The sequence below is a fragment of the Streptomyces sp. NPDC007875 genome, assembly GCF_042868035.1.
GTDB lineage: Bacteria > Actinomycetota > Actinomycetes > Streptomycetales > Streptomycetaceae > Streptomyces > Streptomyces antimycoticus.
On sequence record NZ_JBIADZ010000013.1, the window covers coordinates 195,035 to 211,527 of the forward strand.

12 protein-coding genes are annotated in these 16,493 nt (G+C 71.0%); 5 read left to right on the forward strand and 7 right to left on the reverse strand.

Features of this window, described 5'->3' with window-relative positions; genetic code table 11:
- Positions 1 to 184 precede the first annotated feature (184 nt).
- Complete coding sequence (locus ACFYOY_RS26750) at positions 185 to 2,638, forward strand: DNA topoisomerase IV subunit A (RefSeq protein WP_351879324.1); 2,454 nt, start codon at positions 185 to 187, stop codon at positions 2,636 to 2,638.
- A 213-nt stretch (positions 2,639 to 2,851) separates the two neighbouring features.
- On the opposite strand, the gene ACFYOY_RS26755 is transcribed toward ACFYOY_RS26750, so the two are convergent.
- Positions 2,852 to 3,202, reverse strand: coding sequence for a sel1 repeat family protein (locus ACFYOY_RS26755; protein WP_351879327.1), 351 nt, complete (start codon positions 3,200 to 3,202; stop codon positions 2,852 to 2,854).
- Between the two features lie 278 nt (positions 3,203 to 3,480).
- Between ACFYOY_RS26755 and ACFYOY_RS26760 the strand changes: the two genes are divergently transcribed.
- The 3 genes from ACFYOY_RS26760 to ACFYOY_RS26770 all read left to right on the forward strand — a co-directional run bounded on the left by ACFYOY_RS26760 (position 3,481) and on the right by ACFYOY_RS26770 (position 7,026).
- Positions 3,481 to 4,455 (forward strand): sucrase ferredoxin, encoded by a 975-nt coding sequence (locus ACFYOY_RS26760; protein WP_351879329.1) that lies wholly within the window; start codon positions 3,481 to 3,483, stop codon positions 4,453 to 4,455.
- A gap of 202 nt (positions 4,456 to 4,657) precedes the next feature.
- Positions 4,658 to 6,328 (forward strand): sensor histidine kinase, encoded by a 1,671-nt coding sequence (locus ACFYOY_RS26765; protein WP_351879332.1) that lies wholly within the window; start codon positions 4,658 to 4,660, stop codon positions 6,326 to 6,328.
- Positions 6,325 to 7,026, forward strand: coding sequence for a response regulator (locus ACFYOY_RS26770; RefSeq protein ID WP_351879335.1), 702 nt, complete (start codon positions 6,325 to 6,327; stop codon positions 7,024 to 7,026). The genes ACFYOY_RS26765 and ACFYOY_RS26770 overlap by 4 nt, the downstream gene beginning before the upstream one ends.
- A gap of 53 nt (positions 7,027 to 7,079) precedes the next feature.
- Here the strand turns inward: ACFYOY_RS26770 and ACFYOY_RS26775 are convergent, their stop codons facing one another.
- The 3 genes from ACFYOY_RS26775 to ACFYOY_RS26785 all read right to left on the reverse strand — a co-directional run bounded on the left by ACFYOY_RS26775 (position 7,080) and on the right by ACFYOY_RS26785 (position 11,479).
- On the reverse strand, positions 7,080 to 8,687 hold the full coding sequence (locus ACFYOY_RS26775) for a cation acetate symporter (RefSeq protein ID WP_351879338.1): 1,608 nt from the start codon (positions 8,685 to 8,687) through the stop codon (positions 7,080 to 7,082).
- The gene (locus tag ACFYOY_RS26780) at positions 8,684 to 9,136 is read right to left on the reverse strand and encodes a DUF485 domain-containing protein (protein ID WP_388590090.1); all 453 of its coding nucleotides are present in this window, start codon (positions 9,134 to 9,136) and stop codon (positions 8,684 to 8,686) included. The genes ACFYOY_RS26775 and ACFYOY_RS26780 overlap by 4 nt, the downstream gene beginning before the upstream one ends.
- 219 nt (positions 9,137 to 9,355) lie before the next feature.
- Positions 9,356 to 11,479, reverse strand: coding sequence for a DNA topoisomerase IV subunit B (locus ACFYOY_RS26785; protein WP_351879341.1), 2,124 nt, complete (start codon positions 11,477 to 11,479; stop codon positions 9,356 to 9,358).
- A 441-nt stretch (positions 11,480 to 11,920) separates the two neighbouring features.
- On the opposite strand from ACFYOY_RS26785, the gene ACFYOY_RS26790 reads away from it, so the two are divergent.
- Positions 11,921 to 12,151 carry a hypothetical protein gene (locus ACFYOY_RS26790; RefSeq protein ID WP_030842698.1) on the forward strand — a complete coding sequence of 77 codons (231 nt, stop codon included), beginning with the start codon at positions 11,921 to 11,923 and terminating at the stop codon, positions 12,149 to 12,151.
- 165 nt (positions 12,152 to 12,316) lie between these two features.
- Here ACFYOY_RS26790 and ACFYOY_RS26795 read toward each other — a convergent pair whose 3' ends face one another.
- The 3 genes from ACFYOY_RS26795 to ACFYOY_RS26805 all read right to left on the reverse strand — a co-directional run bounded on the left by ACFYOY_RS26795 (position 12,317) and on the right by ACFYOY_RS26805 (position 16,311).
- Complete coding sequence (locus tag ACFYOY_RS26795; RefSeq protein ID WP_351879344.1) at positions 12,317 to 13,147, reverse strand: serine protease; 831 nt, start codon at positions 13,145 to 13,147, stop codon at positions 12,317 to 12,319.
- A gap of 176 nt (positions 13,148 to 13,323) precedes the next feature.
- Entirely contained in the window at positions 13,324 to 14,895 is a 1,572-nt protein-coding gene (locus ACFYOY_RS26800) for an RNA polymerase sigma factor (protein ID WP_351879347.1), read from the reverse strand.
- Between the two features lie 462 nt (positions 14,896 to 15,357).
- Positions 15,358 to 16,311: a FadR/GntR family transcriptional regulator gene (locus tag ACFYOY_RS26805; RefSeq protein ID WP_351879350.1), complete on the reverse strand. Its 954-nt coding sequence runs from the start codon at positions 16,309 to 16,311 to the stop codon at positions 15,358 to 15,360.
- Positions 16,312 to 16,493: the final 182 nt, after the last annotated feature.

Genomic DNA, 16,493 nt, shown 5'->3' on the forward strand with positions numbered 1-16,493 from the left:
GTTTCGGCGGCCTCTCGGGCGCCGGACCCCGCCCTTCGAGGGCTCGTCGCACGGGGCCGCCGCACCCCGTTTCGGGGCCCGCTCCGGCCCTTGCCGCCCCGGCCCGTTCCACACTTGTCGGCGGCCCGGGCCACAATGGTCCGCGTCAGATCCCGTATCGGCAGTTGAAGGAGCCGCAAGCGCGATGGTCCGCCGCCGCACGAAGACCCCGCCGCCGGACGACTTCGAGGAGCGCATCCTCGACATCGACGTCGTCGACGAGATGCAGGGCTCCTACCTCGAGTACGCCTACTCGGTCATCTACTCGCGCGCGCTGCCCGACGCCCGTGACGGGCTCAAGCCCGTGCACCGCCGCATCCTCTACCAGATGAACGAGATGGGGCTGCGCCCCGAGCGCGGCTTCGTCAAGTGCGCCCGCGTCGTCGGTGAGGTGATGGGAAAGCTCCATCCGCACGGCGACGCGTCGATCTATGACGCGCTGGTGCGCATGGCGCAGCCGTTCTCCATGCGCCTGCCGATGGTCGACGGCCACGGGAACTTCGGCTCGCTGGGCAACGACGACCCGCCCGCCGCGATGCGGTACACCGAGTGCCGGATGGCGTCGGCGACGTCGCTGATGACCGAGTCGATCGACGAGGAGACGGTCGACTTCTCGCCGAACTACGACGGCAGTGAGCAGGAGCCGGTCACCCTCCCCGCCGCCTATCCGAACCTGCTGGTCAACGGCACGTCCGGGATCGCGGTCGGCATGGCGACCAATATGCCGCCGCACAACCTGGGCGAGGTCATCGCCGCCGCCCGCCATCTGATCCGGCACCCGGGCGCGGACCTCGACACGCTGATGCGCCATGTGCCGGGCCCCGACCTGCCCACCGGCGGCCGGATCGTGGGCATGAGCGGCATCCGGGACGCGTACGAGACCGGTCGCGGCACCTTCAAGATCCGCGCCACGGTGGCCGTGGAGGACGTGACGGCCCGCCGTAAGGGCCTCGTCGTCACCGAGCTGCCCTTCGCCGTGGGGCCCGAGAAGGTCATCTCCAAGATCAAGGACCTGGTCGGCGCGAAGAAGCTGCAAGGCATCGCGGACGTCAAGGACCTCACCGACCGCGAGCACGGGCTGCGGCTGGTCATCGAGATCAAGAACGGCTTCAACCCCGAGGCCGTGCTGGAGCAGCTCTACAAGCTCACGCCGATGGAGGAGTCCTTCGGCATCAACAACGTGGCGCTGGTGGACGGCCAGCCGCTCACGCTGGGGCTCAAGGAGCTGCTGGAGGTCTATCTCGACCACCGCTTCAACGTGGTCCGGCGGCGCAGCGAGTTCCGCCGCACCAAGCGGCGCAACCGGCTGCACCTGGTCGAGGGTCTGCTGGTGGCCCTCCTCGACATCGACGAGGTCATCCGCCTCATCCGGCAGAGCGACAACGCGGCCGAGGCCAAGCGGTCCCTCATCGAGCGCTTCGGCCTCTCCGAGGTCCAGACGCAGTACATCCTGGACACTCCGCTGCGCCGGCTGACCAAGTTCGACCGGCTGGAGCTGGAGTCGGAGCGCGACCGGCTCAACACCGAGATCGAGGAGCTGACCCGGATCCTCGACTCCGACGCCGAGCTGCGCAAGCTGGTCTCCGGCGAACTGGCCGCGGTGGCCAAGAAGTTCGGCACCCCGCGCCGCACGGTGCTGCTGGAGTCGTCGAACGCGCCGGTGACCGCGGTGCCGCTGGAAGTCGCGGACGACCCCTGCCGGGTGCTGCTGTCCTCCACCGGGCTGCTGGCCCGTACCGCCGACGGCGAGCCGTTCCCGGTCGAGGGGAAGGCCAAGCGCGCCAAGCACGATGTGATCCTCTCGGCGGTCCCGGCGACGGCCCGGGGATCCGTGGGGGCGGTGACCTCGACCGGGCGGCTGCTGCGGCTCACGGTGATCGACCTCCCGATGCTCCCGGAGTCGGCCGGGCCGCCCAATCTGGCGGGCGGAGCGCCCATCGCCGAGTTCCTCTCCCTGGAGGAGGGCGAGGAGCTGATCTGCCTCACCACCCTGGACGAGTCCTCACCGGGGCTCGCCATCGGCACGGAGCAGGGCGTCGTCAAGCGCGTGGTCCCCGACTACCCCGCCAACAAGGACGAGTTGGAAGTCATCGGCCTCAAGGAGGGCGACCGGATCGTGGGCGCGGTGGAGCTGCGCACCGGCGAGGAGGATCTGGTCTTCATCACCGACGACGCCCAGCTACTGCGCTACGCGGCGAGCCAGGTGCGGCCGCAGGGCCGCGCCGCGGGCGGTATGGCGGGCGTCAAGCTCGCCTCCGGCGCCAAGGTGATCTCGTTCACGGCCGTCGACCCGGCGAGCGACGCGGTGGTCTTCACGATCGCGGGCTCGAGCGGCACGCTCGATGACTCGGTACAGCAGTCGGCCAAGCTCACCCCCTTCGACCAGTACCCGCGCAAGGGCCGGGCCACGGGCGGGGTGCGCTGCCAGCGGTTCCTGAAGGGCGAGGACATCCTGGTCCTGGCCTGGGCGGGCGCGACCCCGGCCCGCGCGGCGGGGGCGAACGGAACCCCGGTGGCGCTGCCGGACATCGACCCGCGCCGGGACGGCTCGGGTGAGCCGCTCGCCAAGCCGGTGACGGTGGTGGCCGGGCCGGTGTAGCCCGGCACGAGGAGGACGAGCGCGCGGCAGGGGCGCGGCACCGCGAGGGTGCCGCGCCCCTCGCCGTTCACGGGCCCCTGCGCCTTTCGCGGGCACCCTCCCGTTCACAGTCCCCCGCGGCGTTCACGAGCGCCCGTGGCGCTCACTCCCCCGGCCCCGGGACAGCCGGAAGGCCCCGACCCTCGCGGGCGGCGGAAGGCCACGGCACACGTGTCAGTGGCCGCTCCCGTTGCGCCGGGCGCGCAGCTGCCGGAGGGCGAGGCGCGCACCGGCGTGGCCGCGGTCCGCCGCCCGCCGGAAGTGCCGCTCCGCCTCGCCCAGCTCACCATGGTCCAGATGGACGGTGCCGAGCACCACCATGGCCGAGAGGTCACCCGTCGCGGCGGCCTTGCCGAGCCAGTGGACGGCCTCGGCGTACGCGCCCCGCTCGCCCAGCCCGATGCCGTAGACAGTCATCCCCCGCGGATCACCGGCCTCGGCCGCCTTACGGGCGAGCGATTCGGGAATCGGTCGCCCCTCGTCGTAGGCCGCCCTCACCATCGCCCTCAGCCCGGGGTCCAGCACGCGTGCCCCTCGTCTCCCCCGGCGCCTGCGCCACCGCGCCCATAAACCACCCATATCCGCCCCCTCCACCCCCGAAGCGCCATTGTCGCGCCTGGCTCCCACCCCATGGAACGGCAGACGCGCGGCGGGATGCGGACTGCCGCCCTCCGCCGCATGCAGACCGTAAGGCGCCCATGCGGCTCCCGCCACGCGTTCTTCCGGGGCTCCGGTGCACACGCACGGCGCGCGCTCACGGCTCCAGCGCGCACTATCGATCAAGAGAGGTTAGGCTTACCTTCGTGAGCACGTGTGCGACCGCTTCCCGCGACCTGTCCGAGCCGCTCGCCGGGACGGCGGCCACCGCCCCCACCTGGCTGCTGGTGGAACAGCCCGGGCCCTGGGGCACCGAGGCTCTTACCGCCAGCCGGCTCGACAGGGCCCTCGGACGCGCGCTGGAGCACGCCGCCGAGGACACCGGCGTACGGGTCGCGCTGATCCGCCGCCCCGGCCGTCACGCCGATCTGCACACCGGCGCCCGGCACCGGGTCTTCGTGGCCCACACCCGGCCCGGCCGCTCCTGGATCCGCACCACCGCCCTGGACGACCCCGCACGGCTGCTCGGCCTGGACTTCGCCGCACTGGGCGCGGGCGACCCCGGCGGGCTCACCCTGCGCCCCCACGACCCCGCGGCCTGGGAGGAGTACACCGGCGATCCGCTGGTGCTGGTGTGCACCAACGGCAAGCGCGACCGCTGCTGCGCCCTTCTCGGCCGCCCGCTGGCCGGTGAGCTGACCGCCTCCGGTGTCCATGGCACCTGGGAGATCACCCATATCGGCGGCCACCGCTTCTCCCCCACCCTCGTCGTGCTGCCGCACGGCTACACCTACGGCCGCGCCACCGCCCAAGGCGTCAAGGACGTCATCGAAGCGCTGCGGCAGGGCCGGGTCGTCACCGAGGGCTGCCGCGGCCGCTCCGCCTGGGAGCGCCCCGGCCAGGCGGCGGAGCTGGCCGTCCGCGAACTGACCGGCGAGGACGGGGCCGACGCGCTGACCGTCGCACGGACCGACGGAGAGGCCCCGGTCTGGTCCGTGACCGTCGCGCACCGCGACGGCCGGGTCTGGCGGGTGAGCGTCGCGCAGGTCGCCGCGGCGCCGCCGCGGCCCGAGAGCTGCGGCTTGCCCCTGGGCTCCCCGGCCCGGATGGAGGTCGTCGGGATCCGGACCGCCCGGCGGCCCGCATCCGGCGTACACGCGATGGCCGCCGGCCGCCTCTGAGCCCACGCCCCGGCCGCGCGGCACTCCGAGATCGCCGCTCCTGGGCCCCTCTCTGCGCCCACATCCACACCCCGAGCCCGTGGCCCCCGGGATGGCCGCCCCCACTCTGTAACCCATGCCACCCCGGGATCGCCGCTCCCGGCCCCCTCCCCCGGGTCCTGACGCGGCTCCTCCGGCCCGCCCTTGGTTACCCTTCGTTGCCATGAGCGCCGCGATACCGCCGGGGCAGGCAGCCACGGCCACAAGGTGGCGCATCGGCTGGCCCCGGCGCGTCTTCTCCCAGGTCCTGCTGATGCAGCTGGCCATCGCCACGGGTGTCACCGTGCTCGCGACCGGCCTCTTCCTCGCGCCGCTCAGCGACCACCTCGACGACCAGGCCATGCGCCGCGCCCTCGCCATCGCCCAGACCACGGCCGCCGAGCCCCGGCTGGCCGAGGCGCTCCAGCACACCCGGCCCACCCCCGACGGGCCCGTGCAGACCGAGGCGGAGCGCATCCGCCGGGCGACCGGCGCCGAGTATGTCGTGATCATGGATCGGCGCGGGGTGCGCTGGTCGCACACCTCCCCGGGCGAGATCGGTAAGCATGTCTCCACCGACCCCACCGAGGCCATCGGGGGCCGGGAGATCATGGAGATCGACGAGGGCACCCTCGGCCGCTCGGCCCGCGGCAAGGTGCCGCTGCGCGCCGAGGGCGGCCGTATCGTGGGCGCCGTCTCGGTGGGCATCTCCTACGAGAGCGTGCGCGCCCGGCTCGTCGCCTCGGTCCCGGAGATGCTCGCCTACGCGGGCGGCGCGCTCGCCGTCGGCGCCCTGGCGGCGTATGTGGTCGCCCGCCGGCTCCAGCGACGCACCCATGACCTGGCCTTCTCCGATATCTCCGCCCTGCTCGCCGAGCGCGAGGCGATGCTCCACGGCATCCGGGAAGGCGTCGTCGCCCTCGACGCCCACGGCCGCATCCGGCTGATCAACGACGAGGCGCAGCGGCTGCTGGATCTGTGCCCCGAGGACACCGGCCGGCCACTGGAGGCGGCGCTCGCCCCGGGCCGTACGACCGATGTGCTGTCCGGCCGGGTCACCGGCGCCGATCTGCTGACCGTCAGCGGCGGCCGGGTGCTGGTCGCCAACCGGATGCCGACGGACGACGGCGGTGCGGTGGTCACGCTCCGCGACCGCACCGAACTGGAGCGGCTGGGCCGCGAGCTGGACGGCACCCGGGGCCTGATCGACGCACTGCGGGCACAGGACCATGAGCACGCCAACCGGATGCACACCCTCCTGGGCCTGCTCGAACTCGAACTGCACGACGAGGCGATGGAGTTCATCACCGAGACGATCGGGGTGCACCGGGCCACCGCAGAGCAGGTCACCGAGCGGGTGCACGATCCGCTGCTGGCCTCCCTGCTGGTCGGCAAGGCCACGGTCGCCACCGAACGCGGGGTCTCGCTGTCCGTCGCCGAGGACAGCCTGCTGCCCAACCGGGTGGTGGACCCGCCGGGGCTGGTGACGATCGTCGGCAATCTCATCGACAACGCCCTGGACGCGGCGGTCGGTTCGCGGGAGCCGCACGTCGAGGTGGAGCTGTGCGCGGACGACCGTACGGTTCTGCTGCGGGTCTCCGACACCGGCCCCGGGATCCCCGCAGACCGGCGCGATGTGGTCTTCACCGAGGGCTGGTCGACCAAGGAGCCGCCCGCGCACGGCAAGCGCGGCATAGGGCTCGCGCTGGTCCGCCGCCTGGCCGAACGCCAGGGTGGCAGCGTACGGGTGTCCGACCGCGAGGGCGGGGGCGCGGAGTTCACCGTCGTCCTCCCCGAGGCACTGGCCGAACAACCCGCCGGGGCGCCGCTGACCGCGACAGGAGAGCCACGATGACCCTTGGATCCGGACCGGGCGGGCTCCTGGAAGTGCTGGTCGTGGACGACGACGTCCGGGTGGCCCGGGTCAACGCCGCCTACGTCGGAAAAGTGGCCGGTTTCCGCGTCGCGGGGCAGGCGCACTCCGCCGCCGAGGCGCTGGCCGTCCTGGAGACCACCCCCGTCGACCTGGTGCTGCTCGACCACTATCTGCCGGATGAGACGGGGCTGTCCCTGGTGCGCCGACTGCGGCAGCTCGGCCACCACACCGACATCATCATGGTCACCGCGGCCCGCGATATCGCGACCGTCCAGGCGGCGATGCGCCATGGCGCGCTGCAGTACCTGGTCAAGCCCTTCGCCTTCGCGGGGCTGCGCGCCAAGTTGGAGGGGTACGCGGCACTGCGCCGTGCGCTGGAGGGCGACGGCGAGGCCGGGCAGGACCAGGTGGACCGGATCTTCGGCGCCCTCGGCGGCGCCTCGGCAGGCCCCGCGGAGCTACCCAAGGGCCACTCGGCGCTCACCGCCGATCTCGTACGGGAGGTGCTGCGGGGCGCCGAGGGCCCGCTGTCGGCACAGGAGGTGGCCGAGCGCTCCTCGCTCAGCCGACAGACCGCACAGCGCTATCTGAAGCTGCTGGAGCGCACGGGGCGGGTGCGGCTCAGCCTCAAATACGGCGAGACCGGCCGCCCCGAGCACCGGTATGTGTGGGTCTGAACCCCGGCCGAGCATCGCCGTGCGTGGGTCTGCCCCCGCCCTGTCCTTGCCTGTCAGGCCGCGCCCGCCCCAGTGAGGGCCCGCACCTCCGCCTCGGCGTGCTTGGCGGCATGGCCGGGGACGTCCGTGGGCGCGGGTGAGGTGACCGTCCCGAACCAGCCCGCGAGGAACCCGAGGGGCACCGAGACCAGGCCCGGGTTCTGCAGCGGGAAGAGGTGGAAGTCCACCCCCGAGAAGATCGCGTCCGGGCCACCGGAGACCACCGGGGAGAGCACTACCAGCACCACCGCCGGAAGCAGCCCCCCGTAGACCGACCACACCGCGCCGCGCGCGGTGAACCGCCGCCAGAACAGCGAGTACAGCAGCACCGGGAGGTTCGCCGACGCGGCGGCGGCGAACGCGAGCCCCACCAGGAACGCCACATTGAGGTCGTCGGCGAGCAGCCCGAGCCCGATCGCGGCCGCCCCGATCCCCACCGCGGCGAACCGCGCGACCACCACCTCGCCGCGCGGTGTGCGGCCCGCCCGCCGGCTCAGCGCGCCATACAGGTCATGGGCGACGGAGGCCGAGGAGGCGAGGGTGATACCGGCGACGACGGCGAGGATGGTGGCGAAGGCGATGGCGGCGACGACCGCGAACAGCACCGTGCCCCCGGTCGATCCGGCGCCGCCGCCGAGATCGAGCGCGAGCAGCGGAACGGCCGTGTTCCCGGCCGCGTTGGAGGCTCGTACGGCATCCGTGCCCAGCACGGCGGCCGCGCCGAAGCCGAGCACGATCGTCATCAGGTAGAAGCCGCCGATCAGCCCGATCGACCAGATCACCGAGCGGCGGGCGGCGCGGGCGGTGGGCACGGTGTAGAAGCGCGAGAGGATGTGCGGCAGTCCGGCGGTGCCCAGCACCAGGGCCAGGCCGAGGCTCATGAAATCCAGCCGGGCGGTCCAGCCGCCGCCGTATGTGAGGCCGGGGGCGAGGAAGTCCGCGCCATGTCCGCTGTTGCGCGCCGCGGTGCTGAGCAGGGCGTCGAGATCGCCGCGGAAGCGGACGAGGACCAGGGTGGTCAGCGCGATCGCCCCGCCCATCAGCAGCACGGCCTTCACGATCTGGATCCAGGTCGTGGCGCGCATCCCGCCCAGCGCCACGAAGACCACCATCAGGGTGCCCACGCCGATCACCGTCCAGGCGCGGGCGCGGCCGCCCGTCTCCCCGATCAGCAGGGCGACCAGACTGCCCGCGCCGACCATCTGGGCCACGAGGTAGAGCACACAGACCATGACCGAGGAGATGCCCGCGGCGATCCGGACCGGGCGCTCCCGCATCCGGGCGGCCAGCACATCGGCCAGGGTGAACCGCCCGCAGTTGCGGACGAGTTCGGCCACCAGCAGCAGGACCACCAGCCAGGCCACGAAGAAGCCCACGCAGTAGAGCACCCCGTCGTAGCCGAAGAGCGCGATGAGCCCGGAGATGCCGAGGAAGGACGCGGCGGACATGTAGTCACCCGCGATGGCGAAGCCGTTCTCCATCGGGGAGAACAGCCGCCCGCCCGCGTAGAACTCCTCTGGCGAGCCGTGCCGTCGGCGCCCCGCCCAGGTGGTGATCCCCAAGGTGGCCGCCACGAAGAGGCCGAAGAGCACCAGCGCCAGGCTCTGCTGATCGCCGGTCACCGAGCGCGCCCCCGCATCATCTCCTGTGTCACCCAGCGCAGTTCGAGCGCGACCCGGTCCCGGCGCAGCCGTGCGTGCCGGGCGTACGCCCAGGTCAGCAGGAAGGTGGTGGCGAACTGCCCGAGCCCCGCGACCATCGCCACATTGAGCGTGCCCACGACCGGGCGGGCCATCAGACCGGGGGCGGTGGTCGCCGCGACGACATACGCGAGGTACCAGAGGAGGAACGCGGCGACCGCCGGGAAGACAAACCGGCGGTAGCGCCGGCGCACTTCCTGGAACGCGGCGCTGCCGTGCACCTCCGTGTAGACCTCCCGGGCGGCGGGCGGACGCGCGCGCCGGGCTCCGCTGTCCGTGTCATCCGGCTCGCCCCAGCCGGACGCGAGAGCGTCGTACCACGGATCTTCCACCCGCGCCGCTCCCGTATCGCGAGCGTTGTGCATGTCCACCCCGAACACTCCTTGTTCACTGCCGCATTCGCGGCGTGACCAAGGATGGGCAGATCAGAAAGATCCAGGACCCTTCAATGCCGGACGTTCACCCCATCAGGTGACTCAAGTGATGAACGGCCCGGAATCGGCACTCCAGAAGGAGGCCGGGCGGGAGAACGCCGACGGGGCCCCCGGATGGGAGACCCCGTCGAACCGGCCGTGGCGACGGGCCGGGCGTCAGACGTCGATGCGCGACCGGTCCAGGGTCGCCGCCGAGTTGGTGATGAACTCCTTACGGGGCGCGACCTCATTGCCCATGAGCAGGTCGAAGGCGCGCTCGGCGGCTTCCAGGTCGCTGATGTTGATGCGCCGCAGGGTGCGGTGGCGCGGGTCCATCGTGGTCTCCGCGAGCTGGTCGGCGTCCATCTCACCGAGACCCTTGTAGCGCTGGATGCCGTCCTTGTAGCGGACCTCGCGGCGCTGGAGGTCCAGCAGCGTCTCCTGGAGCTCCTGGTCGGAGTAGGTGTAGACGTACTTGCTCTGCCCCCGCTTGGGGTTCACCAGCTCCACCCGGTGCAGTGGCGGCACCGCCGAGAAGACCCGCCCCTGCTCGACCATCGGCCGCATATAGCGCTGGAAGAGGGTCAGCAGCAGACAGCGGATGTGCGCACCGTCGACATCGGCGTCGGCGAGGAAGATCACCTTGCCGTAGCGCGCCTGGTCGATGTCGAAGGTCCGGCCAGATCCGGCCCCTATCACCTGGATGATCGCGCCGCACTCGGCGTTCTTGAGCATGTCCGAGATCGACGACTTCTGCACATTCAGGATCTTGCCGCGGATCGGCAGCAGGGCCTGGAACTCGGAGTTCCGGGCCAGCTTGGCCGTGCCCAGCGCGGAGTCCCCCTCGACGATGAACAGCTCGCTGCGGCCCACGTCGTCACTGCGGCAGTCGGCCAGCTTCGCGGGCAGCGAGGAGGACTCCAGCGCGGTCTTACGGCGCTGCGCCTCCTTGTGCTGGCGGGCGGCGATGCGCGTACGGGCCGCGGCCACGACCTTCTCCAGGACGGCCCGGGCCTGCTGCTTGGCATCCCGCTTGGAGGAGGTCAGGAACTCCTTGAGCTCCTTGGAGACCACATTGGCCACGATCCGGGAGGCCGCCGAGGTGCCCAGCACCTCCTTGGTCTGGCCCTCGAACTGCGGCTCGGCCAGCCGGACGGTCACCACCGCCGTCAGGCCCTCCATGGCGTCGTCCTTGACGACGTCGTCCTCGGCGACGCGGAGCAGCTTGGCGGTGCGCAGCGCCTCGTTGACCGTCCTGGTGATCGCGCGCTCGAAGCCGGCGACATGGGTGCCGCCCTTGGGGGTCGCGATGATGTTGACGAACGACTTCACGGTCGCGTCGTACCCGGTGCCCCACCGCAGTGCGATGTCGACGCCCAGGTCGCGGGTGACCTCGGTCGGCGTCATATGGCCGCGATCGTCGAGGACCGGCACGGTCTCCTTGAAGGTGCCCTGCCCGGACAGCCGCAGCACATCGCAGACGGCCTTGTCCTGGGCGAGGTACTCGCAGAACTCGCTGATCCCCCCGTCGTAGCGGAAGGTCTCCTCGACCGGCCCCTCCTGCCCCTCCAGGGCCCGCTCGTCCCGGACGACCAGGGTCAGCCCCGGCACCAGGAACGCGGTCTGCCGGGCGCGGGCGTGCAGCGTCTCCAGGGAGAGCTTGGCGTCCTTGAGGAAGATCTGGCGGTCCGCCCAGTAGCGGACGCGCGTGCCGGTGCGGGTCTTGGGGACCCTCTTGCCCTTGAGGAGGCCGCTGGACGGGTCGAACGGAGCGTCCGGCCCGGATTCGGTGAAGATCCCGGGGACGCCGCGGCGGAAGCTGATCGCGTGGGTCTTGGCATCGCGGTCCACCTCCACGTCGAGACGGGCGGACAGCGCGTTCACCACGGAGGCGCCGACGCCGTGCAGACCGCCGGAGGCCGCGTACGAGCCGCCGCCGAACTTTCCGCCGGCATGCAGCTTGGTCATCACGACCTCGACGCCGGACAGCCCCGTCTTGGGCTCGACGTCCACCGGGATCCCCCGGCCGTTGTCGCGCACCTCCACGGAGCCGTCGTCGTGGAGGATGACCTCGATGTGATCGCAGAAGCCGCCCAGGGCCTCGTCGACCGAGTTGTCGATGATCTCCCAGAGGCAGTGGCTGAGTCCACGGCTATCGGTCGAGCCGATGTACATGCCAGGGCGCTTGCGCACTGCCTCGAGCCCCTCGAGGACGAGAAGGTGCCGCGCGGTGTAGTTGGAGCCGCCCCGGTCTGCTCCGGTCAGCAGCGCAGTGGACGGCACGGACGTGTCGGCGGTCACGCGGTTCGCTCCTCGCTGAATTTCTTGTTGGCCCAGCTGTGGGCACGATGGTGGCATGGTCGCCCGTCAGAGCGTACCGAGGCCTGATAGAGCCTTTGTGCCGCCACCCGTTGAAACGTCCATGCTAGTCGCACCGGCCATCGTTTCGCTCGTACGTTCGATACTTCGTGGCGGTGACGCACACATCACGTTCCCTTTCAGGCATGAACCATTTAGGCTCCGGGCACGTCATCATTCACAACCGGCAACCCGGCCGGGAGGGTGAACCAGACAAACGACGCAATACACCGAAGCTAGGCAATACGGCTCATTCGCCGCCAAACGTCACCATCCGGCCTACTCAGAAGCAATTTTTGGGAAAAAGCCACGAGCGGGAACGATTTCAGGCTGGTTGGATGTTGACCCTGGTACGACAGCTCGTCGAGCTAGAGAAGAGGCGACGTGACTACTGTTCTGACCCCCGCGAGCCCGTTGACGGCCGCTGACCGCTGCGACCGCTGCGGCGCCCAGGCGTACCTGCGCGTGGTGCTGATCAGCGGTGGTGAACTGCTCTTCTGTGCCCATCACGGGCGCAAGTTCGAGCCGGAACTCAAGAAGATCGCCGCGGAAATACAGGACGAGACCGAGCGGCTCACCGCGGCTCCGGCGTCCGCGTCCGACGACGAACGCTGAGGCCTCACACCCACGACGACGAGCGACGCCGGCCCAGGGCCGGATTCGGGCGGTCTGCCCCCTGAGTGGGGCGGCCGCCCACGCTCGTTTCGTGGGCCCGTCCGCACTACCCCACGGGCCCTCCGGGGCTCCTGCCGGGATTCACCGCCATCCCGGTGCTCCGCATCAGCCATGGGCGGCCACCAGATCGGCCACCGCCGAGATCCTCGTGTAGACGCCGGGCCGCCCCGCCACAGCGCATCCGCTGCCCCAGGACACCAGGCCCACCAGCCGCCCCCGGGCGACCAGCGGCCCCCCGCTGTCCCCCTGACAGGCGTCCCGACCCCCGCCCGGCAGCCCCGCGCAGACCATGGACCGCGGATCGTAGTCCCCCTCCGCGTTGCCCGGATAGGCGCGCTCACAGACCGTGTCGGCCAGCACCTGCACCGACGCGGTGCGCAGCGCCGACGCATAGCTGCCATCGCCCTCCGTATCACCCCAGCCGTACACCGCGGCCTTTTCGCCCGGCCGGTACGCCTGGTCGCCGCTGCCCGCCATGGGGATGGTGTAGGCCGCCGGCACCGCGACCCCCAGGGTGAGCACCGCGATGTCCCCGGCCCTGTTGTCGCCCTCGTACGCCGGATTGACCCAGACTCGCGCCGTCGGGTACTCCACCCCGTCGCTCTTCCGCAGGTCATTGCGGCCGATGATCACCCTGAGGTCCTTGACCTGCTGCCAGTCCATGCCGAGCACCCCACGGCTCAGACAGTGGGCCGCCGTGATGACCGTCGTGGGCCCCACCACCGCCCCGCCGCAGAACTGGCCCGACCTCTTCTCCCCGAAGAGCGCACGACTGGCCAGGGCCACCGTCCAGGGCGCCTCGACCGTACGGGCCGGATGCCCGCCGATCACGACACGGTCGGCCGTCGCCGGAGCGGGCGCGGTGAGCACCATCGCGAGCGCGGCGGCCAACGGCACCACCAGGACGACGAGGAGCGAGCGGAGCGACGTACGCATGCAGCCTCCTGACCATACGGAGCGTCTCGCACACTCAGAGTTACCCCCTGCGTCGCAAACCGCATCCCGAGTGGGCCAAGCGGGGAACATGGCGCCGATGCAGCGCGAAGGCCGGGCCCCTTCGGGGGCCCGGCCTTCGCGCTGCACCGCTTCGGTTTATGAGGCGGCGGTCCGCATCAGTCCAGGTAGTCGCGGAGGACCTGGGAGCGGGACGGGTGCCGCAGCTTCGACATGGTCTTGGACTCGATCTGACGGATGCGCTCACGCGTCACGCCGTAGACCTTGCCAATCTCGTCGAGGGTCTTCGGCTGGCCGTCGGTGAGGCCGAAGCGCATCGAGACCACGCCCGCCTCACGCTCGCTGAGCGTGTCGAGCACGGAGTGCAGCTGCTCCTGCAGCAGGGTGAAGCTGACCGCGTCGGCCGGGACGACCGCCTCGGAGTCCTCGATGAGGTCACCGAACTCGCTGTCGCCGTCCTCGCCCAGCGGGGTGTGCAGCGAGATCGGCTCACGGCCGTACTTCTGGACCTCGATGACCTTCTCGGGGGTCATGTCGAGCTCCTTGGCCAGCTCCTCCGGGGTGGGCTCACGGCCCAGGTCCTGGAGCATCTGGCGCTGGACGCGCGCCAGCTTGTTGATGACCTCGACCATGTGCACCGGGATACGGATGGTGCGGGCCTGGTCGGCCATGGCGCGGGTGATCGCCTGACGGATCCACCAGGTGGCGTACGTGGAGAACTTGTAGCCCTTGGTGTAGTCGAACTTCTCGACGGCGCGGATCAGACCGAGGTTGCCCTCCTGGATGAGGTCCAGGAAGAGCATGCCGCGGCCCGTGTAGCGCTTGGCCAGGGAGACCACCAGACGGAGGTTGGCCTCCAGGAGGTGGTTCTTGGCGCGGCGGCCGTCCTCGGCGATGATCTCCAGCTCGCGCTTGAGCTTGGGGGCCAGCTTGTCCGAGTTGGCGAGCTTGTCCTCGGCGAACAGACCGGCCTCGATGCGCTTGGCGAGCTCGACCTCCTGCTCGGCGTTGAGCAGCGGGACCTTGCCGATCTGCTTGAGGTAGTCCTTGACCGGGTCGGCCGTGGCACCGGCCGCGGCAACCTGCTGCGCGGGCGCGTCGTCCTCGTCCTCGTCGGAGAGCACAAAGCCCGCGTTCTCGGGCTCGGCCTCGGCGCCCTCGGGACCGGGCTTGCCCGGTGCGGCCTCCTCGATGACCTCGTCGGCCTCGAGAAGCTCGTCGGTGACGTCCTTCTTGGCGGTGGTCTTCTTCGCGACCGTCTTCTTGGCGGCGGCGGTGGTCTTCTTGGCGACCGTCTTCTTGGCCGTGGCCTTCTTGGCGGCGGCCTTCTTCGCGGGGCTCGCGGCCTCATCGGCCGGGATATCGCCGGCGTCCGCCGATGGAATGGCCGGGGCTGCGGGGGCCTTCTTGGCGGTGACCGTCTTGGCCGCGACAGTCTTGGTGGCGGTGCGCTTTGCCGGGCTCTTCGCTGCGACGCTCTTACGGGTGCGCTTGGGCGCTTCTGCGGCACTGACCATCAGCGTCACACCCTCCTCGTCGAGGATCTGGTTGAGGCTGCGCAGTACGTTCTTCCACTGGGTTGGCGGAATCTGGTCAGCCTCGAAGGCCCGGCGCACATCGTCGCCTGCGATCTGCCCCTCAGCCTTTCCCCGCTCGATGAGCGCCATGACAGACTCCGACTCGGCGATCTCCGGCGGGAGCGTACGGGATGTGCTGGCCGACACGAACAACCTCTCGGAACGTTGGAAACGGCTTCCGGCTCAGTCCGGTGGGGACCGGAGCCGGAAGACCGCCGGCAGGGATGAACCGACGGCGCGGGCGGAGTGCGGAGGAGTACAGCGTTACGAGCGACATCCGTATTCCCTCCGCGGCTGCCACCTCTTTAATCATCGCGCTACCCCAAAGAGCGTTACGCCCAATACTCGTGGCCCGAGTCACACCCCATAACGGTCTTAATGCCCATCCAACAGGACAGAAAACTCCCAGTCGCGCACCGATGGGAGTCGCACGGTGCCGACCGATCGGTCGCGCCGCGCCGCCGAACCCGCGGCGCGGGATCCGGCGACGCCCTCTCGTACGCCGTACGGCATCCATCAGGCCGGCCCTCGCCGCCTACCGACACCGCCTTGCCGTACGTCGCACGCGGCACGCTCCGGACGCCCGGCGATCCGGGCACCGGACGCGCCGACGGATCAGTGCTCGCGCGGCGCGGGCACCCCGACCTCGGCATGATCGAGATCCGGATGGACGGTCAGCAGCTGGCGCATCGCCGCCTCGGACGCCGCGGCGTCACCCTCGCCGATCGCCTCGACGATCCGGCGGTGGTGAGTGACTCCCGCCTCGGTGAGGCGGTCGCAGCCGGAGACGGGCGCCCCGGAGACGTGGAGCGCGGCGGCGACGATGCCCGCCAGGTGCTCCAGCATCCGGTTGCCCCCGACCTGCAGCAGCAGCGCGTGGAACTCGGCGTCGGCACGGGAGAAGGTGAGGGTGTCACCTTGCGCCAGCGCATGGGTCATGATCTCGACCATGTCGGCGAGCCGCTGCTGCACCTCCTCGCGGCCGTGCCCGGCGGCGAGCCGGGCGGCCAGCGGCTCGATGGTCCAGCGCAGCTCACACAGCTCGCGGCGCTGGTCGTCGCGCTGTGGGCCGAAGGCGCGCCATTCGATGATGTCCGGATCGAGCAGATTCCAGTCGCTGACCGGGCGGACCCGGGTGCCCACATTGGGGCGGGCGCTGACCAGGCCCTTGGCTTCGAGGACGCGCAGCGATTCCCGTACGACGGTGCGGGAGACCTCGAAGCGCTGTCCGATCTCCTCGGGGACGAGCGGGCGGTCCGCGCCCAGGTCGCCGGAGACGATCATCTGGCCCAGCTGCTGTACGAGTTGGCCGTGCAGCCCGCGGCCCCGGTTGCCGGCCGCGCGCCGGCCCACCCGGCCGATCTCTGCCTCGGCACCGTCCCAGGAGGAGGGGGCGCTGCCGCGGCCGGCGCCGGGGGCGTCGGCGTAGGAGTAGCGGTCAAGCTCGCCCGAACCGGCCAGGCCGGAGTCGGCGGGGCGAGCCGCGGTCATCGTGGTGTGCGCAAGGGTACTCACGCATCCTTTGTCGGCGACGCCTCGGAAGCCCTTGAGGTCTTTGGTGAAAAGCACACGAAAGGGTGATCGCCCATTACCTCATAATTGACGCTCAATCGGACAGAAAGAAGCATGCTGCGGGGACTTGCGGGCAGTTCGCGCTATGGGTGTGCGAATCCACTTCGGACCTGATCCACTGGCTCCGCACGGACCGGGCGACCGGCGGGCCGGGCCCGGCCGGCCGGCCGGTCGCGGTG